17 protein-coding genes are annotated in these 16431 nt (G+C 64.7%); 11 read left to right on the top strand and 6 right to left on the bottom strand.

Annotated features, from left to right (window positions below; all coding sequences use genetic code 11):
• Positions 1–36: 36 nt before the first annotated feature.
• A complete protein-coding gene (locus OG956_RS24610; RefSeq protein WP_330340150.1) occupies positions 37–1380 on the bottom strand; it encodes a transcriptional regulator in 1344 nt (447 codons plus the stop codon).
• Between the two features lie 252 nt (positions 1381–1632).
• Here OG956_RS24610 and OG956_RS24605 point away from each other — a divergent pair, with 252 nt between their 5' ends.
• The 4 genes from OG956_RS24605 to OG956_RS24590 all read left to right on the top strand — a co-directional run bounded on the left by OG956_RS24605 (position 1633) and on the right by OG956_RS24590 (position 4546).
• Positions 1633–2124 carry an ATP-binding protein gene (locus OG956_RS24605; RefSeq protein ID WP_330340149.1) on the top strand — a complete coding sequence of 164 codons (492 nt, stop codon included), beginning with the start codon at positions 1633–1635 and terminating at the stop codon, positions 2122–2124.
• Positions 2125–2300: 176 nt separating this feature from the next.
• Entirely contained in the window at positions 2301–2468 is a 168-nt protein-coding gene (locus tag OG956_RS24600) for a hypothetical protein (protein WP_004939628.1), read from the top strand.
• 90 nt (positions 2469–2558) lie between these two features.
• Complete coding sequence (locus OG956_RS24595) at positions 2559–3755, top strand: JmjC domain-containing protein (protein WP_330340148.1); 1197 nt, start codon at positions 2559–2561, stop codon at positions 3753–3755.
• Complete coding sequence (locus OG956_RS24590; protein WP_330340147.1) at positions 3689–4546, top strand: aldo/keto reductase; 858 nt, start codon at positions 3689–3691, stop codon at positions 4544–4546. Before OG956_RS24595 ends, OG956_RS24590 begins: the two co-directional genes overlap by 67 nt.
• Here the strand turns inward: OG956_RS24590 and OG956_RS24585 are convergent.
• Complete coding sequence (locus OG956_RS24585) at positions 4534–5391, bottom strand: hypothetical protein (protein WP_330340146.1); 858 nt, start codon at positions 5389–5391, stop codon at positions 4534–4536. The two genes, OG956_RS24590 and OG956_RS24585, sit on opposite strands and share 13 nt — an antisense overlap.
• 102 nt (positions 5392–5493) lie before the next feature.
• Here OG956_RS24585 and OG956_RS24580 point away from each other — a divergent pair, with 102 nt between their 5' ends.
• From OG956_RS24580 to OG956_RS24570, 3 genes are all read left to right on the top strand, one after another.
• Complete coding sequence (locus OG956_RS24580; protein WP_330340145.1) at positions 5494–6291, top strand: class I SAM-dependent methyltransferase; 798 nt, start codon at positions 5494–5496, stop codon at positions 6289–6291.
• A 491-nt stretch (positions 6292–6782) separates the two neighbouring features.
• Positions 6783–7607 carry a hypothetical protein gene (locus tag OG956_RS24575; protein ID WP_330340144.1) on the top strand — a complete coding sequence of 275 codons (825 nt, stop codon included), beginning with the start codon at positions 6783–6785 and terminating at the stop codon, positions 7605–7607.
• A 41-nt stretch (positions 7608–7648) separates the two neighbouring features.
• Positions 7649–9175, top strand: coding sequence for an amino acid permease (locus OG956_RS24570; RefSeq protein WP_330340143.1), 1527 nt, complete (start codon positions 7649–7651; stop codon positions 9173–9175).
• A 224-nt stretch (positions 9176–9399) separates the two neighbouring features.
• On the opposite strand, the gene OG956_RS24565 is transcribed toward OG956_RS24570, so the two are convergent.
• Genes OG956_RS24565 through queC form a run of 4 tightly spaced genes read right to left on the bottom strand, consistent with a single transcriptional unit; the run spans position 9400 to position 11874 of the window.
• Complete coding sequence (locus tag OG956_RS24565; RefSeq protein WP_330340142.1) at positions 9400–10167, bottom strand: GTP cyclohydrolase I FolE2; 768 nt, start codon at positions 10165–10167, stop codon at positions 9400–9402.
• 2 nt (positions 10168–10169) lie between these two features.
• A complete protein-coding gene (gene queD, locus OG956_RS24560) occupies positions 10170–10526 on the bottom strand; it encodes a 6-carboxytetrahydropterin synthase QueD (protein ID WP_136239805.1) in 357 nt (118 codons plus the stop codon).
• Positions 10526–11161, bottom strand: coding sequence for a 7-carboxy-7-deazaguanine synthase (gene queE, locus OG956_RS24555; protein ID WP_330340141.1), 636 nt, complete (start codon positions 11159–11161; stop codon positions 10526–10528). The genes queD and queE overlap by 1 nt, the downstream gene beginning before the upstream one ends.
• Before the next feature lie 2 nt (positions 11162–11163).
• The gene (queC, locus tag OG956_RS24550) at positions 11164–11874 is read right to left on the bottom strand and encodes a 7-cyano-7-deazaguanine synthase QueC (protein WP_136239803.1); all 711 of its coding nucleotides are present in this window, start codon (positions 11872–11874) and stop codon (positions 11164–11166) included.
• A gap of 440 nt (positions 11875–12314) precedes the next feature.
• On the opposite strand from queC, the gene OG956_RS24545 reads away from it, so the two are divergent.
• Genes OG956_RS24545 through dbpB (OG956_RS24530) form a run of 4 tightly spaced genes read left to right on the top strand, consistent with a single transcriptional unit; the run spans position 12315 to position 16407 of the window.
• On the top strand, positions 12315–12875 hold the full coding sequence (locus tag OG956_RS24545; RefSeq protein ID WP_330340140.1) for a hypothetical protein: 561 nt from the start codon (positions 12315–12317) through the stop codon (positions 12873–12875).
• The gene (dbpB, locus tag OG956_RS24540; protein WP_330340139.1) at positions 12872–14014 is read left to right on the top strand and encodes a DGQHR domain-containing protein DpdB; all 1143 of its coding nucleotides are present in this window, start codon (positions 12872–12874) and stop codon (positions 14012–14014) included. Before OG956_RS24545 ends, dbpB (OG956_RS24540) begins: the two co-directional genes overlap by 4 nt.
• Positions 14011–15264, top strand: coding sequence for a tRNA-guanine transglycosylase DpdA (dpdA, locus tag OG956_RS24535; RefSeq protein WP_330340138.1), 1254 nt, complete (start codon positions 14011–14013; stop codon positions 15262–15264). The genes dbpB (OG956_RS24540) and dpdA overlap by 4 nt, the downstream gene beginning before the upstream one ends.
• Positions 15265–15312: 48 nt before the next feature.
• On the top strand, positions 15313–16407 hold the full coding sequence (dbpB, locus tag OG956_RS24530) for a DGQHR domain-containing protein DpdB (protein ID WP_330340137.1): 1095 nt from the start codon (positions 15313–15315) through the stop codon (positions 16405–16407).
• Positions 16408–16431 lie beyond the last annotated feature (24 nt).

Raw genomic sequence — 16431 nt, 5'->3', positions numbered from 1 at the left:
GGGCGGGCCCGCCCTCGGCGTCCGATACGGTGAGTTTCACACTGCGACAGGCAGCGCCTGAAGTCGCTCCCGAAACTCGCGGACAGAGGGGACGGATCTGCGCGGTTCCAGCTGTGCGGAGAATTCCTTCAAGCGGTCCACAGCCCTTACGGAGCTGACACTGTCCTCCAGGAGCCCAACACCGTAGTTCGCCGCGTGCAGCGCCCCCTCCAGGTCACCACCAGCGAGCCGAGCCTCAGCCAGGCGGCTGGACCGGACGGCCTTGTCCCGAGGAGCCGCGCTCTTCACGGAAGTCTCCAGGGAACCAGTCGCGCGCTCTAACTGCCCCGACCTCAACAGAACCTTGCCCTCGGTCGACTTCAGTTGAGCCTCACCGAACCAGTCGAGCCAGTCCGGGCTCTCCTCCGCCGCGCCGCGCTCCCAGAGAGACACGGCGCGGTTGAGCGCCCTTCCGGCCTCCCGGTGGGCGCCGTCACGCGACAGAGCCTCGGCCTTGTGCAGGTAAAGGAACGACTGGGTATATGGCGACAGTGTTCGAGGGGCGTTGTCGATGGCGGTCGAGATGAGGTCGACACGCTCAGCAGTTCGTCCGGCCTCTGAGACGTGAACGCCCATCTCCGCGAGGATGAACGCGCCGAAGGCGTCGTCTCCAGCAGTACGGGCACTCCGCAGGGCGCCAACGTAGTACCGCTGGCCGGCAGACCGCAGCCCGGCGTCATAGGCCATCCAGCCGGTCAGGTGCGACACCCGGGCCGCCAAAGCGTAGAGGCGGACGCGCACCTTGTCCGTATACCGGCCTGCGCTCAGGAGACCGGTGACCAGCGCGAGATCACCGCGTGCCTGCTCCAGGAGCCTGGCGCCTCCGAGCTGGTCGTCGAGCGTTCGAAGCGTGCTGATGCGCTGCTCGATCGTCGAAACCATCGTGTCCGTGACTTGATCCCCGTTAAAAGCCGAGGCGAAAGCAGAGGGCGCGTCCACCCAGCTCGCCGCGAGCCCTGTCAGGGCGGCGCCGGTGATGGTGAGAAAGCCCCGGCGGTCCATGCGGCCACTCCCCACAAGTTCGGACAACGCCTCAACGGTACCGGCCTCGGTCCACGGTACGGTGAGACCCGTCACCTCCCATACCGGAAGCCACCGGGGCCACCCCTCTTCCCGCACCTGCTCGTACGGAACACACAGCAAGTCGGCTAGCACGCGCTGAGCGTCCGCGTCCGGCTCCTGTCCTTGCTCCCACTTCCACACGGTCGTCCGGTTGGTCGCGAGCGGGATTCCGAGTGACCTGCCGTGCGCCTGCATGAGTCGGGCGAACTCTGCCTTCCCCCATCCGCGCATCTGGCGGAGGAAGCTCAGCGGGTGGACTGCCAACGGCTCACCAGGCACGTCATCACTCCCGTCATCCCCTCACGGCGTATTGGGGAGGTTACTTCGCGTGTCCGCGTACGGGGAGGGCGTCCCCACGAGAAACCCCCTAGAAACGTTCCGCCGTGCGGCCCAGCGCCGTTGACTGACTATCAGCCGTCCACAGGCACGCATAGAGCGTCCGCTCCCGGAACGGCTCCTCAGATCGGCGGCTCCGTCCCCGTTTCCCCGTCGGGAACGGAGCCGCTCTCCAGCTCATCGGAGGCGTCCGCCATGACCACGCTCGTCCATCAGTTCGTCCTCGCGGGTACGGAAAGGAACGTGCCTCTCGCCCGGCGCGAGGTCGTCCACAAGGTACGTACGTGGGGCGTGCCGATGGACAACGAGACAGCCGACGCTATCCGCCTTGTCGCCTCCGAGCTCATCACCAACGCCGTCGTCCATGGCGAGGGGCCCGTCACCGTCGCCCTGTATCACCGGCCCGGTCGCTTGGTGATCGACGTCCTCGACGGCAATTCCTCCGCCCCCCAACTGAGTTGTCCGCAGGACGATGACGAGAACGGTCGCGGCCTGGCACTGGTCGATCTCCTTGCCTCGCGGTGTGCCTGGGAGCCCTCCGAAGGCGGGAAGCGCGTATGGGCGGAGATCACGCTTCCCATGACAGCGCCCGCTACGCGAGCCGCCGTTCTGCGCAGGTTGTTCACGCTCCGGCCGAAGCGCGGGGTCGTAGCCGAGCCCGAGTCGCTCACCCTTGCAGTCGCGTGATGGAACGGCACGCATTGCGAACAACTCCGCTTTCTGGCCTCATGTTTCGCGCTGCGACTCACCGTGCAACCCCAATGACCGCCGCCTCACGGAAATCCATCTCTCCCACGGCCGTGAGGCGGCCATGACCTCCCGCCGGATCCCCGGCTGGAGACCCGAAGAGGAAGGAGCACGAGGTGGAAGAGCGCACGGCACCGCCTCCGGCCCGTAGCGGCCTGCTGATGGCGGTCGAAGAGCTGACCGCCGTGCACGACCGGTACGACAGCCTCCGATCGGACAACGCCGGGAGTTCCGGCGACGCGCCGTGGCCGGGCGGCGACGGCAACCTGCACGACAGCGAGTAGGCAGGCACCAAGCGGCTGGGGCCGGCGCCATCGGCTGTGCCGGCCCCACCGTGTCCGAATCACCTGGTCGAACCCGTGGAGGACGCAGCGATGGAACACCAACTGATCCACGCCATCGAGACAGCACTCGGTTGGAGCGGAGCCGAGGAGCTGGGCAAGAACTTCGTACGCGGGAGCATGGACGCCCCCGCGCTCGTCTCCCGCATCATGACTCCGAACCGCCTGCTCGACATAGCGATGCGCAGAAGCCTGAACCGCCCGCAGTTCCGATGCTTCCAAAAGGGCCAGGAGGTCCACCCGGCCATCTACTACACCGACAGCGTCAGCCCCCGCGGCCAAAGCATCCCCATGGTCAACATGCGTAGCCTGGGCAGGCTCCTGCGGGAGGGCGCGACGCTCATCCTGGACCAGGCCAACGTCTTCGACCCGACGATGGAGGTCGCGTGCCGGGCCCTGCAGTGGTGGTCCCACGAGCGAGTACAGGTCAACGCGTACCTGACGACGAACGACGCCGCAGGCTTCCCCCTGCACTGGGATGACCACGATGTGGTGATCGTCCAACTCGCGGGTGAGAAGGAGTGGGAGGTGCGCGCGTCCTCCCGCAAAGTCCCGATGTACCGGGACTCCGACCCCAACAACACTCCCAGCGACGAGATCATCTGGTCCGGCGTCATGCGGACCGGCGACGTCATGCACATTCCCCGAGGCCACTGGCACCAGGCAACACGGACCGGCAGCGGCTCCGGCAAAAGCCTTCACGTCACGTTCGGCATCACCAAGCGCACGGGAGCGAGCTGGCTCGCGTGGCTGGCCGACTGGTGCCGCGAGCGCGAGACCTTCCGTCACGACCTGGACCGCTGGCACGAAGCCGATGGCGAAGCCCTGACCGCCGCTGCCGCCCAGCTGATTGGCGAACGCCCGCCGGCCGACTTCCTGGCCGCGTACGAGCAGGCGACGACGCTGCCTCGGCATGTGCCGTTCCTCGACATCCTCGGGCCGCTCGACGCCGTGGTGTGCACCACGCACTTCCCTCCCCGGATCCAGGAAAGCGGGGAAACGGTCGACATCGTGGCGTCGGGGAAGAAGCTCACCCTCGCAGCCAAGGCCCTGCCCGCGCTGCGTCTGCTGCTGAGCGGCAATCCGGTCGCGCTGGAGAGGGCCACGGCCGTCGTCGGTGCCGAAGTCACGGAGGTCGCCGAAATTCTGGTGAAGGAGGAGCTATGCGCGGTGCTGACCCCCGAGTTGTCCTCGGGCTACACCGGTCTCGTCATGAACGCCGTCTCCTGACCGGGGCGCTGGACCTCGGTGTGACCGCGCTCGACACCAGCACCAACTACCTCGGTTTCTGCTCACATCGCGTTCTGGCGCGGACAGCCGGTGACCTGCTGCCGAAGTTCACGGTCTCCACGAAGGTCGGTTACTTCCCGGGGCCGGGCGGAGTGGAGCACTCCCTGGATCCCGTACGGCTGCACGCGGCTGTGGAACAGGCGGCCGTCGACCTTGGACGGGAGCCGGACGTGGTTTTCCTGCACAACCCGGAACATTCGCTCCGCGAAGCCGCCTCCGAAAAACAGGACGTGCTGGCACAGGCGTGCACCGCCCTTGACGACGCCACAGCGAAAGGGCTGTGCGCCGCCTGGGGCGTCGCGTCCTGGGACCCGTCACCCATGCTGAGCCTGATCGACACGACCGCGCCGACGCCATCGGTCCTCATGGTCCGCGCCGGTTTGCTTGTCGGAACCAGAACGCTGGATGCTGCCGATGCCCTCATCGAGGCGTGGGACCTGGGTGGCGGCGAGGTGTGGGGGATGAGTCCTTTCGGAGGCAGCACCAGCGCCTCGGTGTGGGGCAGGATCGACCCACGCGTCTTCCTCCGGGACAGCAGCCGCCGCTCCCCCGTGCAGGCGGCCTTCCGGGCCGCCTATCACCTCCCCGGCGCCTGCTCCGTAGCCGTGGGCACCGATGAACCCGCCCATCTGGGCCAACTCGTCGATGCCTTGGCGAGCGAGGTGGAGGAGCGGACCGTCCAGGAGTATCGAAGTCTCCTTCGAGACCGCTCGCGCAGTCAGCCTCCCTGAAGCTCGTCGATAACCTGCTCGGCCATGCGCCGCGCGGGCTCCAGCCGAGGGTCCTCCGGATGCGCATACGGTCCGAGGATCTTCGAGCAGACGAACAACGTCATCAGTTTGCCGTCGCGGCTCTCGAAGTCGGACCGGCGCTCGTGCCATACGCGATCGGCCAGAGCCGGGACAGCAAGGGAACTCGCCCACAGTGAGGCGGAGTCCAGCCCCAGCGGTGCGTTACCCCAGTCCTCCCAGTCGAAAAGGCTGAACACCGGAGCGGTCACGTTGGCCCAGTTCAAGTCCGCGTGGGCCGGCATCCACCGCTCGACGGTCGTATCAAAGTCGCCGGAGAAGACACCGCGAATGGACTCGGTGACAAGAGCCTGGGTGATGGTGACGGTGTCCGGTGTGGCGACCCGGCTCGTCTTGTGCGATGCCAGCGCGCCCAGCGAGGCGTTCAACGCCTCCCACCACTCGTCCGACAGTCCCGGGGCTCGACTCAAGATGGCGTTTCCGACAGGAGGCCCAGGCAGGAGGTCCGTTTCGTCTGCCCGCCACAGCACCGGCCCGTTCGCGTCCCGCCAGACCACACATCCCTGCCATGCCGGCTGGGCAACACCTTCCAAGCAAGCAGCACACTCGGTGCCGTTCCATCCTTGGCTAGTGACCTTGTCGAGCAAGCGTCGCTCGACCCGAACCCAGGTATCACGCTCCGTTCGGGCTCCCACAGACCGGCGCTTGCGCACGACCGTATTCGGGAGCAAGCGCACTTGCAGAGACCGCTCGACGCGATCAAGAACCTCGTCAACCGGCTGCACCCGTAGATCAACAGCCTGACCCGTGGAGACCGAGAGAGTCATACACGCGACCGTAGCAGTGCGTCGGCGGGAGATACCCATCCATCGCCGACACCTGGCGACAACTGCCAACGACATCCAGCGCCTAACAGCACGGAGGGCCACATGAGCCTTTTCACCGGAACCGCCAGCTACTACCGCCAGTTCCGCCCCGGCATCCCCGAAGACATCGCCGCGATCCTGGACCAAGCCGCCCCGCCCCGATCCGGCGATCCACGACGCCTGCTCGACGTCGGCACCGGCACCGGACTCGTCGCCGAGGCGCTGCTCAGCCGCTTCGACGACATCATCGCCATCGACAACGACGCCGACATGCTCGCCGCGGCGGAGACGGCACTGCGCCCGAAGCTCCCCGAGGGCTCGCGCCTGTCGCTCGTCGAGAGCGCCGCCGAAGACTTCGTGCCGCCTGCCGGCTGGAAGGCCAACCTGGTCACCATCTGCCGCGCATTCCACTGGCTCGACCAGGCCGCCGTGCTGGCCCGCCTGGAGGATCAGGTCGCGCCCGACGGTGTCGTCGCCATCTTCAGCGACAGCAGCTTCTGGACCGCCACCAGCCCCTGGAAGGAAGCCGTCCGAGACATCATCAAGACGTTCCTCGGCGAGGAACGGCGGGCCGGCTCCGGCACCTTCCAGCACCACAACCGCCCCTACACCGACGTCATGGAGGAGTCCACCTTCGACCAGGTCGAGGAGACCCGGATCCCCGTCCACCGAACATGGACCACCGAGAACATCCTCGGCTACCTCTACTCCACCTCCTTCGCCGCACCCCACCTCTTCGGTGACCGGCTGCCGGAATTCGAAACCGCAGTCAGAGAACGACTCACGGACTTCAGCAAGGACGACACCTTCGCGGAGGAGAACGAGTTCCTGATCCGCTTCGGGCGGCGAAGCAGGAGGTGACGACCGACAGCCTCAGACGGGCCTTCACCGCGCTCACCGAGCCCGGCGAGCGGTCCGTCCTCTGCCTGCCGCTCGGGTCGATCGGTCTCCGGGCACGCCGGCCCGAACGACCCCTGGCCGGCCATCACCATCGACCAGGTCCACGCCTTCCTGGCCGCCTCCGGCCTGTAGCCCGACGTCATCATCAACGGCCGAGTGCGCCCGGCGGCGAACCACATGACCATCGTCGACTGCTTCACCCCGAAGGCCAGGCTGGTGCGTACGGGCCCCGTCCACCTGCGGACCATCTCGGCGGCCTCGGCACCGAGATCCGGGCCGACTGACGACCTCGCCTCGTCCTGCTGAACAGGCAGGAGAGGGCTACCGGAGCGAACATGATGCCTACAACTGGAGGCCAGTCGTCTCTTGACATGCGCCCAGCAAGAGATGATGACACGCTGCGACGGGTCCTTGAGGACGCCTCGATGGGGCGATGGGAGGGCCCGCGGGACTTGCTGGCCTCAACCGGTACCGACTGGGATCGCAGGATCTTCCGCCTGCAGGTTCTCGCTGAAGCGGGGGCGCGATTGCGGTTCGCCGATACCTGGGCGAAGGCAGAGCCGCGCTCGCCACACGCCCTGGCCCTCCTCGCGAACGTGCAGGCGCTGCGCGCGATGATCGCCGGGCGTGACTCCGGCTGGTCGCTGATGGAAGAGTCGTGGGCCACCTGTCGTTCCGCCCTGGAGGTGTGGCCGCACGACGTGGCGCCCCTGGTGGTGATGCTCGCACTGTTGCGGACGCACGCTCCGGACCGGGCGACCCTGCGGCAGGTATGGGCGGAGATCAAGCAGCGTGATCCCTGGAACCGCGAGGCGCACCACGAGGCCGTCACCTACCTGTTCCCGCGCCATCACGGCGAGCCGGGGGAAGCCATGTGGTGGGCCGAGGAGCAGGCGTCCATTGCTCCACGGGGACTGCCAATCGCGGTCCTGCCGCTGGTCGTGATCGCCGAGGCCCACCGCTCGCGACAAGAGATGGACCAAATGGCGTACGGGCTGACCATCCATCCCTGGATCGACTGCCCGCAGATCGACCCTGTGTTGGAACGCTGGTGGCGCTACCGCACGCCACGTCCGCACGCCTGCTTCGCGGACGACGCCAACTACCTCGCGCACGCCCTGTCTTTCGCCAACCGCCACAGCGAGGCTGCGGAGGTCTTCGACGCGATCGGCCCCTACGCCACTCAGGTGCCCTGGTCCTACTGCGGCCAGGCCGACCAACTGTTCCTGCGGCACCGCGCCTGGGCCTACAGCCCGCCGCGGAGCCGGCACCACTGAGCACCGAGACCACCCATCAACGTACGAAGGGCAGCATTCCTATGCCTCTTGACGTCTCCCGCGTGTCCGACGAGGAACGCCTGAAGCAACTCGGCTACCAGCAGACGCTAGCCCGTTCCATGTCTGGCCGGGCCAACTTCGGAGTCAGCTTCACGATCATCTCGATCCTGTCCGGCTGCATGACCCTGTACGGCTACGGCATGAACACCGGTGGCCCGGCCGTGATCATGTGGGGCTGGCTGTTCGTCGGCCTGATGACCTTGTTCGTCGGCCTGACAATGGCCGAGGTCTGCTCCTCCTACCCGACCAGCGCCGGCCTGTACTTCTGGGCACACCGCATGGCCCCCGCGAGAACGGCCGCAGCGTGGGCGTGGTTCACCGGCTGGTTCAACGCCCTGGGCCAGATAGCGGTGACCGCGGGCGTCGACTTCGGCGCCGCGACCTTCCTCAACGCCCTGCTCGACCTTCAGTTCGGCTTCGCGGCCACGCCCGGCCACACCATCGCGCTGTTCGGGATCATCCTCGCCCTGCACGGCGTGCTGAACACCTTCGGGGTCCGGATCGTCGCCTTCCTCAACGAGGTGTCCATCTGGTGGCACATCCTCGGCGTCGTCATCATCTGCGGCACCCTGGTGCTCGTGCCCAACCACCACCAGTCGACCGGGTTCGTCTTCGGCGAGTTCGTGAACAACACCGGCTTCTCCTCCAGCGCCTACGTGGTGCTGATCGGACTGCTGATGGCGCAGTACACCTTCACCGGCTACGACGCCTCCGCCCACATGACCGAGGAGACCATCGACGCCTCCACCGCCGGCCCCAAGGGCATCGTCTGCTCGATCCTGGTCTCCCTCGCCGCCGGCTTCGTCCTGCTGTTCGGCTTTACCTACGCCATCCAGTCCTACGCCGGCGCACTCGGCTCGGCGACGGGGGTGCCCCCGGCGCAGATCCTCATGGACGCCCTCGGCGCGGCAGCCGGCAAGTGGCTGCTGCTGGTTGTCATCGTCGCCCAGCTCTTTTGCGGCATGGCGTCCGTCACGGCCAACTCCCGCATGATCTACGCCTTCTCCCGGGACGGCGCCCTGCCCTTCTCCAAGGTGTGGCACCAGCTGAACCCCGCCACGCGCACGCCCACCAACGCCGTCTGGCTCGCCACTGGCGGCGCCTTCGTCCTCGGGCTGCCCTACCTGTGGAACACCACCGCGTATGCGGCCGTCACGTCGATCGCGACCATCGGCCTGTACATCGCCTACGTCATCCCGACCTATCTCCGGCTCCGCCAGGGGAGCCGGTTCGAGCGCGGCCCCTGGCACCTCGGCTCCTGGTCTCCCGTCGTCGGCACGATCGCCGTCGCCTGGGTGTTCGTGATCACCGTGCTGTTCATGCTGCCGCAGACCTCCCCCGTCACCGCGAACACCTTCAACTACGCGCCCGTCGCGGTCGGAGTCGTCATCGCCTTCTGCGGCATCTGGTGGCTGGCCTCCGCGCGCAAGTGGTTCCTCAACCCTGCGCAGCCACGGCACTCAGCTCTCCGGCGTGACGCTGCCGCAGAAGGAGTGATTGGCCGGTAGGTCAAACAGTGCTGCAGTGCGTGTGCCGCCCCAACCGGGTCGGCCACGCACTGCAGCAAAGAAAACCAACGGAACACGAAAGCTTCAGGTCGTACCACTGTCGTACAACCCTCGTGTCACCCTCAGACCGCGCTGGATGGCCGGTGTCTCATTCCGCAAATCGCATCGGGTCGCAAGACACGGCCGCTGGGCGCTCCAGTAAGCCCCTGCACCGGCCACAAAAATCATCCAGTGACGTAAGCGACGGCGTCGTGGCTATGGATGCTTTCCAGGTTGCGGACCTTCACACGGTGGCGAAGACCTCGCTCGCGGCAGTCGTAGCTGACTTTCCGAACCATGTCCTCGACGAACATGGGGTGGTCGTACGCCTGCATCGTCAGCACTCGCTCATCGGGGCGCTTCACCAAGGGAACGACCGGCGCGGACGCGCACCGCTCCAGAAGCCTGACAGCCTCCTGCACACCGAAGGGGTAAGGCGTATCCCCGTGTCCCGTCACGGACAGAGTGACCTGGCTGCGCTGGTTGTGCGCACCGTAGTCCGAGATAGCTTTCGAGCACGGACATAGGCTGGTCACCTCGGTGGTGACGGACGTGACCACCGAGGTGGCACCGGTGTCCCAGCGGCCTTCGAAGCGAACATCGTGGACCTGTAGCGACTCTTGACCGCTAGCAGGTGCCACCACTGTCGTACTCAAGGGAAGATCGATCGCCACTGCGAACGCCGGCGCGTCCAGGAGATCCGCCCCGACCTTCAGGAGGTACGGCAGCTTGCGGGGATCGAACCGGCGCAGGTACTCATGCGCGAAGGCCACCATGCGGCTCATGTGAGTTCCGCGGCGGTCGTGTTGGAGCCGCACGGTCACTTCGATCTCGGCGATCCCCTCCTGGCGGAGGTGACCGTCCTCGAAGTACAGCGGGTACCGCAGCCCGCTGATGCCCACGTCGTCGATCTCGATACCTCGGGCATCGGTCTCGTTCTGGATGTCGTGCATGGTCACTCGCCCCGATAAGTGCAGCCGGACGTGCACGTTTCGCGGACGGTGAGTGCAGAGAGGTCGGGCAGCGCCGGCTTCAACCGATCCCAGATCCAGCGGGCGAGGACCTCGCTGGTCGGGTTGTCCAGACCCTCGATGTCGTTGAGGTAGTAGTGATCGAGTCGGGCTTCGATGGGCTTGAACGCCTTCTTGAGGTCCCCGAAGTCCATGACCCAACCCGCCTCAGGGTCGACGGGTGCCTCTACGTGGACGATGACCTTGTAAGAGTGGCCGTGGAGGCGCGCACACTTGTGTCCCTCAGGAACGTTGGGCAGACGGTGCGCGGCTTCGAACGTGAACTCGCGAAAGATTTCCATTACTGAATTCCCAGATACTTGTGCGTCTGGAGAGAGAGGGTCCAGCGCGGGTTCTTCATGCAGTACTCGACCGTCGCCCTGGTGTTGGCCTCAACGTCAGGGTTGTCCATGGGCTGGAGGCGGAAGTACCGGAAGTCCAACTGCTCGAACTGACGTGGGTCACCTCCCAACTGGGGGTAGACCAACTTCAGTTCGTCTCCGCTGGTCACGACCAGCTCAGAGCCGATCTTGGGGCTCACGCAGAGCCAGTCGATGCCCTTGGGCGGCACACGCGTGCCGTTCGTCTCGACTGCCACCTCGAAGCCGCGTGCATGAAAGGCATCGATCGCTTCTTCATCGAGTTGCAGAAGCGGTTCTCCGCCCGTGCACACCACGAAGCGGTGCTCCCTAGATGCCGACGGCCACGCCTTTTCGACCGCCTGAGCGAGGTCGTCCGGGGTCCGAAACTTGCCGCCACCCTCTCCGTCAGTTCCGACGAAATCTGTGTCGCAGAACTGGCAGATCGCACGGTGCCGATCCTTCTCCAGGCCCGTCCACAGGTTGCACCTGGAGAAGCGGCAGAAGACAGCCGGACGGCCTGCGTGACTCCCTTCACCTTGCAGGGTGTAGAAGATCTCCTTGACCAGGTAGGTCATTCTCACGCGCCCTGGTACTGCACGGGATCGGTGACGCCGGCTTCCGCGAATCCCTTGAGGCGAAGCAGGCAGGTTTCGCAGTGCCCACAGGCTCGTCCCTGATCGTCCGGGTCGTAGCACGAGGACGTCAGGGAGTAGTCGACACCGAGGCGCAGGCCCTCACGGACGATGTCGGCCTTCGACATGGAGATGAGCGGGGAGTGCAGCTTGAGCTTCTGCGTGCCCTCGACCCCGGCGCGGGTGGCCAGGTTGGCCATGCGCTCGTAGGCCTCCATGTATTCGGGTCGGCAGTCCGGGTAGCCGCTGTAGTCGACGGCGGTCACGCCCGTGAAGATGTCGCTCGCCCCGACCGTCTCCGCGTACGCCAGCGCGAAAGACAGGAAGATCGTGTTGCGTGCCGGAACGTAGGTGATGGGCACGCTGCTGTCGATGCCCTTGTCGTCAGCGGCGTCCAGAGACTCGTGCTTCGGAACCTCGATGTCCGACGTGAGCGCCGAGCCACCGAAAACCCGCAGGTCGATGTCCGCGATCACATGACGTGCGACCCCCTGCGCCGCAGCCACGCGCTTCGCGGCCTCAAGCTCCACACTGTGCCGCTGGCCGTAGCGGAAGCTCAGCGCGTACGGCGTGTAGCCCTGGTCCTTGGCGATCGCCAGAACAGTCGTCGAGTCCAGCCCGCCACTCAGTAGAACGATCGCGGGACGCTCCGCCATGCCTGCTCCCTAGTTAGCCCTCACGTGTACAGCTGAACACTAGCGTGAAAACTGGCAGGTAGAGTAACGGCAACAACCTTCCAGTTATACTCGTCGGGGAGCAGGGCCGCGTGAGGCAACTAACGCTGGTAGTCACGTGCACAGACCGCAAGGCTGCGGCGCCAGAGGATGCACTGCATGCGAGGTCGCTCCCGAGCGGGTCTGTGAAAGAGCGCGCTGCGCTCTGGGCTGAGCGCGTTAAGGGTGCCTCCCACACGCACGCACTCGCCGAGCTCTATCGCGGCGACCACTGGGCGCAGGCGCGCCGTCTGGTTGATACGGCCTCCAAGGCAGGATTCGCCGCCGACCTCTGGGTAGCATCCGCCGGCCTCGGTCTTCAGCCGGTATCTGCGTCAGCTCCCTCGTACGCGGCGACCTTCAGTACCCGACACGCAGACTCGGTGGCTACCTCCGCGGCAGGCAGTGCTCAATGGTGGGGCCGTCTCCAAGAGGGAACGGGCCGCGCAACGCTGCAGGAGCTCGGCAAGAACGGCCCCGTCCTCATGGTGCTCTCCGAGGTTTATGCGAAAGCTATGGGAGAAGAACTGCGTGCCCTGGCCGCGGTTGCGAGTGAGGCACTCCTCGTCGGCGGCGTCGAAGAGATCCCCGGCATCCAAAGAGTCCCGGCCGATGCAGGACTCAGACATGCCCTGGGCGGAACACTGACGAGCCTGAACGTGCGCATGGCCGCGTCATGGCTCCAGCACTGCGAGGACGGTCAACTCACCTCGCCAGCTACCAGCGACTCCTGGAAGAAGTGGGCGGCTAGCGAATCGAGGCCCGAGCAGCACAACCGCAAGCCGATGACCGATGACGAGATAATCACATTCGTCCGACAGCAAACCGCATCCCAGCCGGGGATCTCGCGGACACGCCTCTTGCGCCAGCTCCGAGCTGAGGGCCGGGCCTGCGAACAGAGCCGCTTCGCCAACCTATACATCAAGACCGTGGGGCAGTCGTGACGGAGAACCCGATCCGGCGCAGAGCACTGCGTATCGAGCAGAATCCAGACATTCCCCTCTACCTCTTCGCCCTGCAGGCCGGAGAGGTAGACCGTGTTGCCGACGTCGCACGGATCTCCCGCGACGAGGCAGGGAAACTGCTTGGCTATCAGCGGCCCGAGAAGAAGCAGCACGTCAAGCAGATCCTCGACTACCTTGACAGTGAAAACGTCCTCTTCCCGAACGGCCTCATCCTCGCCCTTCCCTCCTCGGTCCGGTTCAAAGGCAGCCGAGGGCCCAACAGCACCGACGGGTTGGCGACAATCGGGACTATCGAGATCCCGCTACCGGAATCTGACGAAGCACCTCGCCCCGCCTTGATTGTAGACGGACAGCAGCGAAGCCTCGCGCTCGCGCGTACCAAGCGATCGAAGCTCCCAATCGCCATTGCCGGCTTCGTTGCTGAAGACCTCGAAGTCCAACGCGACCAGTTCCTCCGCGTCAACACCGTGTCCCCCCTTCCCACTAACCTGGTGTCTGAACTCCTGCCCGAGGTCAATACCAAACTCCCCACCAAGCTATCCGCTCGGAAGCTTCCCTCTGCGCTCGTCAACGCCCTGAACCAGGACAGTGATTCACCGTTCAGAGGGCTGATCAAGCAGGCGTCAACAGCAGGCGAGAGGAAGTCCGAGGCAGTCGTCAAGGACAACAGCCTCATCTCGGCTATTGAAGAGTCGCTCTCTCCCTCAGGGGTTCTGTTTCCATACAAGAACCTCTCCAACGGAACCACCGACACGGCAGCGATGAGGGATATCCTCGTCGTCTACTGGACAGCCGTAAGAGACACCTTCCCGGATGCGTGGGGACTCTCGCCCGCTCGGAGCCGACTCATGCATGGTGTCGGAATTCGATCAATGGGACGCCTCATGGATCGGATAATGGACCGCGTTCTTGGGGCGGCGGACATCGGATCAAAGGACGCTTACAACAGGGCCATGGCGGAACTGGCGTTGGTTAAGCCCTACTGCCATTGGACCAAGGGTCGCTGGCCAGAGCTCAACATCCCCTGGAATGAACTCCAGAACACTCCCCGCCATATCAGCACCCTGTCCAACCTTTTGATCCGAATCTACCTTCAGTCGAGGATGAGCGCGTCGTGAAGTTCTACTTCCCGGACAGTCAAGATCAGGTCAGTCCGACCTATGACTTTATCGACGAGGAATATCCCACCCACCGTGTCCGGCAGCGCGACGATAAATACGCTCACCAGGTCGTGCATCCGATCCCATACGAGGGGATCCTGGTCAGCAAAGCAATTGTCGACGGCTCCGTGAAGGGCGCTGGAAAATACAGCGATAGGCAAAGGTATCGACTCTATCGAGATGGGGTTCGAGAATTCTTCCGTCTCCCTGAGGGAATGTCCAGCCTCGGCGACTGCGGCGCGTTCAACTACATTGACCTGGAAGAGCCTCCGTACACGGTTGAGCAAGTCATTGAATTCTATGAGAAGTGTCAGTTTGACGAGGGCGTGAGCATCGACCATGTGATCTTCGGCTATAAGCCCGAGGCTTCCGAGCGAGACGTGGACCCTGCATGGGTCAAGCGGCGCCACATTTCACTTGATCTTGCTGAAAAATTCCTCGCCGAGCTTGAAGCCCGCAGGAGCAAACTCCAGCCGCTCGGAGCCGCGCAAGGATGGAGTCCCGCGAGCTACGCAGACAGCGTGGCTCGACTGCAGGACATGGGATACAAGCGCATCGCGCTCGGCGGCATGGTTCCGCTCAAGTCCCACGAGATCATCGCCTGCCTTGACAAGATCAAGGAAGTACGCCACGAGGGGACCGAGCTACACCTGCTGGGGATCACGCGGATCGCCAGCATGGAGGAGTTCTGGGACCGCGGTGTGACCAGCTTCGACAGCACGTCCGCGTTCCGTCAGGCCTTCATGGACGAGCGCAACAACTACCACACTGACAAGGGAACTTACACAGCGATCAGAGTCCCGCAAGTCGACGGGAACCCAACCCTGAAACGGCTGATCCTCGCCGGGCAGGTCTCTCAAGCGGCAGCGATCAAGGCAGAGCGAGAGTGCCTGCGGGCTCTCCGCGCCTACGACAAGAAGCAGGTGAAGCTAGACGAGGCCGTGGCAGCATTGGAGGCCTACCTGACGATCGTCGACGAGAAGAAGAAGGAGAAGTACAGCAAGCACTACAGGAAGACCTTGGACGAACGGCCATGGGACGACTGCCCTTGTGACCTCTGCAAAGACCTAGGCATCGAGATAGTGATCTTCCGTGGTACTGAACGCAACAAGCGACGAGGCTTCCACAACATGACCGTCCTCGAAGCCAAGATGCGGGATCTGCGATTTCGGCGGCCAGCCGCTGCTGCAGACACACAGCTCGCATGACGACCCGCACCCATCCGCTATCTACCAATTGTCCGCCTAGGAGATGATGTGGCCGACCGATACACGTTGCGACTCCCAGCCCTACTCGTACGCCAAGGCAGTCGAGAGATCTTCTGCTTTGCTGTCGACGGCAAGAAGCTGCACGACTTCACCGCAGTCTCGCGTATCAGCCGGGATGATGAGCAGCGACTGCAGGGCTACCAGCGACCGGAGGTCCTCAGCCACATCAAGGCGATCCGCCGCTACTTGGAGTCTGACGGGGCGATGCTCCCCAACGCCCTGGTCCTCGCCTTCGACAAGCGGGTTGAGTTCGTACCCGGTAGGCCGGCCAAGGACGTTGACTACTCCGTACCCGGCGAGCTCGTCATCCCTGTCGACGAGACCCAGTCGGAGGATGAGAAACCAGCCTGGCTCGTAGACGGCCAGCAGCGCAGCGCCGCCATCCGGGACGCGAACCTTGCAGAGTTCCCCGTCGCTGCTGTGGGCTTCATCGCCGATGGGCAAGAAGAGCAGCGGTCCCAGTTCATCCTGGTCAACTCAACCAAGCCGCTTCCCAAGGGTCTGGTGAACGAACTGCTGCCGGACACCAGCGGTCACCTACCGCCTTCGTACGCTCGTCGCCAGCTCCCAGCTCGCCTTATGATCCGCCTCAATACAGACGGCCACAGTGCCTTCTTCGGCCGGATTCAGAGTCCTACGTCTCCCTTGGGCGACATCAAGGACAACAGTGTCCTCAAGATGCTTGAGTACAGCCTCTACGAAGGTGCGCTCTACCAGTACCGCAACGAGGACGGCTCGGGTGACCCGGACAAGATGCTTGAGCATCTGTGCGAGTACTGGGGACTGGTAAGGGACGTGTTCCCGGATGCCTGGAGGCTCGGCCCGAAGGACTCCCGGCTTACGCATGGCGTCGGCATCCAAGCGATGGGCTTCGTCATGGACGAGCTCACTGCTGAAATTCCGGTGGACAAGGTTAATTGGAAGAAGGTCCGCAAGACTCTTGCGGAACTGGAGCCCCATGTGGCCTGGACATCCGGGACGTGGAGGTTCGCCGATGAAGAACGCAAGTGGAACGGCTTGCAGAACACGCCCTCTGATCTACGTCTCCTCAAGGATTACCTGAAGCCCTTCGCTCGCAGGTAGCAGCATCAGGGCAAGTCAGTGACC

The organism is Streptomyces sp. NBC_00557 (assembly GCF_036345995.1).
Taxonomy (GTDB): Bacteria; Actinomycetota; Actinomycetes; order Streptomycetales; family Streptomycetaceae; genus Streptomyces.
The sequence above is the reverse complement of the archived record's forward strand: the minus strand, read 5'-3'. Positions and strand labels throughout refer to the sequence as shown.